At 41.3% G+C, this 4,826-nt stretch carries 5 protein-coding genes; 2 read left to right on the forward strand and 3 right to left on the reverse strand.

Going from position 1 to position 4,826, the window contains the following annotated elements; genetic code table 11:
* Positions 1 to 236: 236 nt before the first annotated feature.
* Positions 237 to 1,739: a glycine betaine uptake BCCT transporter gene (locus ACTWQL_RS24700; RefSeq protein ID WP_443144997.1), complete on the reverse strand. Its 1,503-nt coding sequence runs from the start codon at positions 1,737 to 1,739 to the stop codon at positions 237 to 239.
* 231 nt (positions 1,740 to 1,970) lie between these two features.
* Here ACTWQL_RS24700 and ACTWQL_RS24705 point away from each other — a divergent pair, with 231 nt between their 5' ends.
* Positions 1,971 to 2,819 carry a polysaccharide deacetylase family protein gene (locus tag ACTWQL_RS24705; RefSeq protein ID WP_443144998.1) on the forward strand — a complete coding sequence of 283 codons (849 nt, stop codon included), beginning with the start codon at positions 1,971 to 1,973 and terminating at the stop codon, positions 2,817 to 2,819.
* Between the two features lie 578 nt (positions 2,820 to 3,397).
* Here ACTWQL_RS24705 and ACTWQL_RS24710 read toward each other — a convergent pair.
* Positions 3,398 to 3,811 (reverse strand): DUF1885 family protein, encoded by a 414-nt coding sequence (locus ACTWQL_RS24710; protein WP_443144999.1) that lies wholly within the window; start codon positions 3,809 to 3,811, stop codon positions 3,398 to 3,400.
* Positions 3,812 to 4,065: 254 nt separating this feature from the next.
* Between ACTWQL_RS24710 and ACTWQL_RS24715 the strand changes: the two genes are divergently transcribed.
* Complete coding sequence (locus ACTWQL_RS24715; protein ID WP_443145000.1) at positions 4,066 to 4,365, forward strand: DUF3055 domain-containing protein; 300 nt, start codon at positions 4,066 to 4,068, stop codon at positions 4,363 to 4,365.
* A gap of 51 nt (positions 4,366 to 4,416) precedes the next feature.
* On the opposite strand, the gene ACTWQL_RS24720 is transcribed toward ACTWQL_RS24715, so the two are convergent.
* Positions 4,417 to 4,629 carry a hypothetical protein gene (locus ACTWQL_RS24720; RefSeq protein ID WP_443145001.1) on the reverse strand — a complete coding sequence of 71 codons (213 nt, stop codon included), beginning with the start codon at positions 4,627 to 4,629 and terminating at the stop codon, positions 4,417 to 4,419.
* Between the last annotated feature and the right edge of the window lie 197 nt (positions 4,630 to 4,826).

The following is a 4,826-nucleotide window of genomic DNA, read 5'->3' on the forward strand; positions in this document are numbered from 1 at the left end:
TTCAGGTAGTAGGCACGCTGATCCCGCAGGACAAGGAAAGCTTCGGCAGCGTTACATCGCACGAAGAAAATGCGATTTTCATTTTCGAGGAGTCTCGCACCTTGCTCTCCAATCAACTTGCACAAGGGGTTTCTTTACAAAAACGACCCAAAAGCAACAATCTTTAAGAAAAGAGTCTAAATGAAAAATGACCTCAAAAGGATATCACCCTTATTGAGGTCATTTTATAGTGCTAATTATTTTTTGAAGTTCATTTTATGATCTTCTTTAAGTGCTTTGACTGTTGCAAAAATAATCGCAATCATAATGAATGTAAACGGGAAGGCGGCTATGATTGATGCCGTCTGTAGAGCTTGTAATCCTCCAGAGTAAAGTAGTATTGCAGCAGATGCTGCTACCACACCACCCCAGATGAATTTGATATAGTTCGATGGATTCAAGCTTCCGTTCGTGGTCTGCATTCCAAGTACAAAGGTAGCAGAGTCAGCTGATGTAATAAAGAATGTACTGATCAGGAGTATTGCGATGATCGACATGATCCCTCCAAGCGGGAATTGTTCAAACAATGCGAATAACGCAACCTCTGTACCACTGTCAGTCATTACCTGGTACAGTCCTGTGCTTTCCATTCGATCCTTAAATACAGCTGATCCCCCGAATACCGAGAACCAAAGCGCACCGAAAATAGTCGGTACCAATAGGACACCAAGTACGAATTCACGGATTGTACGTCCCTTTGATACACGGGCGATGAACATACCGACAAATGGTGCCCAGGCGATCCACCAAGCCCAATAGAAAACGGTCCAAGCTTGAGTCCAATCTTGTGTAGTCTCACTATACGGTCCAAGCCTGAAACTCATGCTAGGCAAGTTTTGCAGGTAGGATCCAAGTGTTTGCGTGAATACATCCATGATGAAATTCGTAGGACCTGCGAATAGGAGGAAGAACATAAGTCCAATTGCAAGTACGATATTGATGTTACTTAAGTATTTGATCCCTTTGTTGAGACCAGTTGACGCAGAAAGGATGAATAAAAATGTAACAATCACAATAATTATCAGTTGAGTACCTTTCGTGTTTGTAATGCCTTCAAATACGTAGGAAAGCCCCCCACTTATTTGTGCAGCACCAAATCCAAGCGATGTAGCAACTCCGAACACAGTAGCAAAAACAGCGATTACGTCTATCATGATTCCAATTGGACCATTTACACGATCTCCGAGAAGTGGTCTGAAAATAGCGCTTATTAATCCTGGTGCACCTTTACGGAATTTAAAATAAGCTAGTGCCAATCCGACTACCGTATAAATACCCCACGGATGCAAGCCCCAGTGGAACATTGCGTATCTTAGGGAAGCATTTGCAGATTCAACGGTCTCTCCATTACCAGATGGAGGGTCGTAATAATGAAACAGCGGTTCTGCAACACCCCAAAATACAAGGCCGATCCCCATTCCGGCACTAAATAGCATTGCAAACCATGTAATGATGTTGTAATCAGGCTCATCGTCGTCTTTTCCTAATTTGATTTTACCGTATTTACTAAAGATCAAATAGATTGAAAAGATCAAGAACCCTGTAGCGGATAACAGATAGAACCAGCCGAACTTGACTTGAAGGAAATTCTGGATGGCTCCAGTAGCACTCTGTAATCCTTTTGGAGACAATACGCCCCAAGCAATGAAAAATACTGAGATGATGAGTGAGATAATAAAGACTTTGGTGAATTTTTTCATTCATTTTCTCCTTTCGTAAAGTTTTATGACACGGTTTACATTCTACTAATAAACCCTTTTCCATTTCAAGGGTTTTGTAGTCTAAAAATCCTAGCCCAATTATTCCTATACCCTATTTTTTACTTAGAAAACCGATTTGATTCCTATTTTAGGCGTTTCGACTCTATGATTACATATCTAGACAAAATATACTAAATAAAGGACAAAAAGAGATAAAATGGGGGAGACAACATGAAAAAAGCATTGATAGGTTTTTTGATTTTATTATTAGCAGGTTGTGCGGCGGAAAGCAGTGCAGAAAAAGATCAGGATGGGATAGACGGTGGGAATGTGAATACAGAGGAAGAATCGGAGGAACCAGATGTAAACGATTCTGAGGATAAAGAGCAGGATGTAAACGATGCCGAAGATGCAAACCAAGATTCTGAAGAAGAACCTGTAGGTGTTCCTGAGATTACATATACCGTAAATCCGGCTAACTGGACGTTGAAAATGGAAGCAGAAACCGATGAAAAAGTAGTTTTATTGACGATTGATGATGCTCCGGATAAGCATGCATTAGAGATGGCACAAAAATTGAAGGACCTGGATGTTCCAGCTATTTTCTTCGTAAACGGCCACTTTATGGATACGGATGATGAGAAAGACATTGTAAAAGAGATTTACGAAATGGGATTTGCAATCGGAAACCACACAATGTCCCATGCTAATCTCAAGAATAGCAGCGAAGAAAAGCAAAGACATGAAATCGTTGCTTTATCCGAAGAAATTGAAGCAGTGACAGGAGTAGCGCCTCGTTTTTTCAGAGCGCCATTCGGAATCAATACTGAATTTTCAAAGAAATTGATGGAAGAACAAGGGATGCTTTTCATGAACTGGACTTACGGGTATGATTGGGAAAAAGAGTACCAGACAAGTGAAGGAATTGCTGATATCATGGTCAACACGCCCTTGCTGACAGATGGGGCGATTCTTTTGATGCACGACCGGGACTGGACGAACGAAGCCCTTGTGGATATCGTTAAAGGGTTGCAAGCAAAAGGATATACCTTCGTACACCCAGAACAAATTGTAGAGTGACGTGTGAGCCCTGTGGACCAGCAGCGTGGCTATTCAAGCCGCTTGCAGGTCTTTTTTACTAAATTACAAAATTGTAGTGTGATTTTAAAAGATTAAGTGGTATTACGTGAATTTCGTTTAAAGTAAATATGGCAAAGGCAAACCTTTGGTACAGGCTGTGGCTTAGTTGCCCTAATAATGAAGAAAGTATTATTTTACTTTAAATAAAAACCATCACGCATTCAGAGCACTAGTCTGAAGACGTGTTAACCCGGATTTCCCTTCATTACGCACTCAGACCACTAGTCTGGAGGCGTGTTAACCCGGATTTTCCCTTCATCACGCACTCAGAGCACTAGTCTGAAGGTGTGTTAATCCGGATTTTCCCTTCATCACGCACTCAGAGCACTAGTCTGGAGGCGTGTTAACCTGGATTTTACCTTCATTACGCACTCAGAGCACTAGTCTGGAGGCGTGTTAACCCGGATTTTCCCTTCATCACGCACTCAGAGCACTAGTCTGAAGGCGTGTTAACCTGGATTTTACCTTCACCACAAAAAAAGATAACCATTTTGGTCATCCTTTCGGTAGTACATAGATCATCGTTTGTAGTAATACATGATTCTTCCGTTAAACAGGTGAAGTTCGCCATCTAATTTTTTAGCAAGGAATTTACTGAATTCATTCGCTTTGCCTTTATCCCCGTGGGCGGCTCCTTCAGGTAATACGATTTGTATGTATGTATTCTCCGCCCCTTCATCATCATTCCCTGCACCCACCAGCATGTAATTGTATCCTTGTGTGTTTCCTTTCAAAAAATAATACGTTTCGCTGCCGTTTTTTCGTTGTTCAATTGAATAGGGAAAAGCTGCTGAGCCATACTCCCAATTTAATTGTTCACCTGTCTTATTGGTAATTTCCATATAATAGTGAATCAGCTTTTCAATTTCTTCGAAAGTGATCGTCTGTTGTTTGGATTTAGCAACAAGCTTTACATATGCACTACTGGACACTATCTTTCACTCCTGTCAGGCACGCCTAAATTTATAATCAATTTTATCATTCAATGAGAAAAAATGACAGACCGTGTCACGAAGAAATGCGAATTTTCACTATCACTCATAACGTTGTTCGTTTAAAACTTTTGTAGGACAGGTCTTACAACTGAAAAATGTAATTTAAAAAGATTGTCGAATAAGTTGTGTTTTCTTGGGGGAATCAGTATAATTAATTATAATATTCAAAAAATTCAAAAGGAGGGCGTGGTATGGAATTCTTTGACAAACTCTACGATGAAGACGAAACGGTTAAAGTGAGGTTTGTTGGATTTACCACGGAACATGTACGTTACGATTTCGGAATTGTCTATACCAACATGTTCTTCGGGAAACCGCTCGTCGTTTGCATGCAAACCGGGCGCTCGACTTTGATGGATGCCGCTGATCTCAGGAACACGGATAATATTCAAAAAGCCTTCAAAATTCAATCAAAGAAAGAAGCGGAAGAGCTTTTGACTTTCTTTGAAGAAGCACTCCCTTACTCTCCGATTGCTGAACAATATGATTGAATAATCAATGAACCAAGGATTGACCAGAAACGGAACTAGCCGTTATCATGGTTAATCCTTTTTACATTTTGGCTCTTTTCTAAAAGATTGTGGCTTTTGAGTCATTTTTAAATACTTACATAGTGCAAGTTGATTGGAGAGCAAGGCGTGAAACTCCTCGAAAATGAAAATCGATTTTTCTTCGTGCGATGTAACACTGCCGAAGCTTTCCTTGTCCTGCGGGATCAGCGTGCCTACTACCTGAATAATCTCCTCGCAAGGCATGCGACGAGGAAGCTCGCTTCCACAGGACTTTCTTGTAGACGCAGGAGCACAAATGCTTCCTTTATAAGGGGACTCCTGAGGTCGCAAGGCGACGAGTGGGCTCACCGAACGCCCCGCGGAAAGCGAGCATCCTGGAGCGGAAATCAACGACTTTTAAAGAAAACTTGGCGAGACCAAGCCTTTTGTAGGTCGAGCCT

The organism is Pseudalkalibacillus sp. R45 (assembly GCF_052246725.1).
Classification (GTDB): Bacteria; Bacillota; Bacilli; order Bacillales; family Fictibacillaceae; genus Pseudalkalibacillus.

Excerpts from the sequence above, each read along its gene's own strand:
- ACTWQL_RS24715 (WP_443145000.1), top strand. The coding sequence starts at position 4,066 with ATGGAATTCTTTGACAAACTCTACGATGAAGACGAAACGGTTAAAGTG.
- ACTWQL_RS24705 (WP_443144998.1), top strand. The coding sequence starts at position 1,971 with ATGAAAAAAGCATTGATAGGTTTTTTGATTTTATTATTAGCAGGTTGT.
- ACTWQL_RS24700 (WP_443144997.1), bottom strand. The coding sequence starts at position 1,739 with ATGAAAAAATTCACCAAAGTCTTTATTATCTCACTCATCATCTCAGTA.
- ACTWQL_RS24720 (WP_443145001.1), bottom strand. The coding sequence starts at position 4,629 with ATGCCTTGCGAGGAGATTATTCAGGTAGTAGGCACGCTGATCCCGCAG.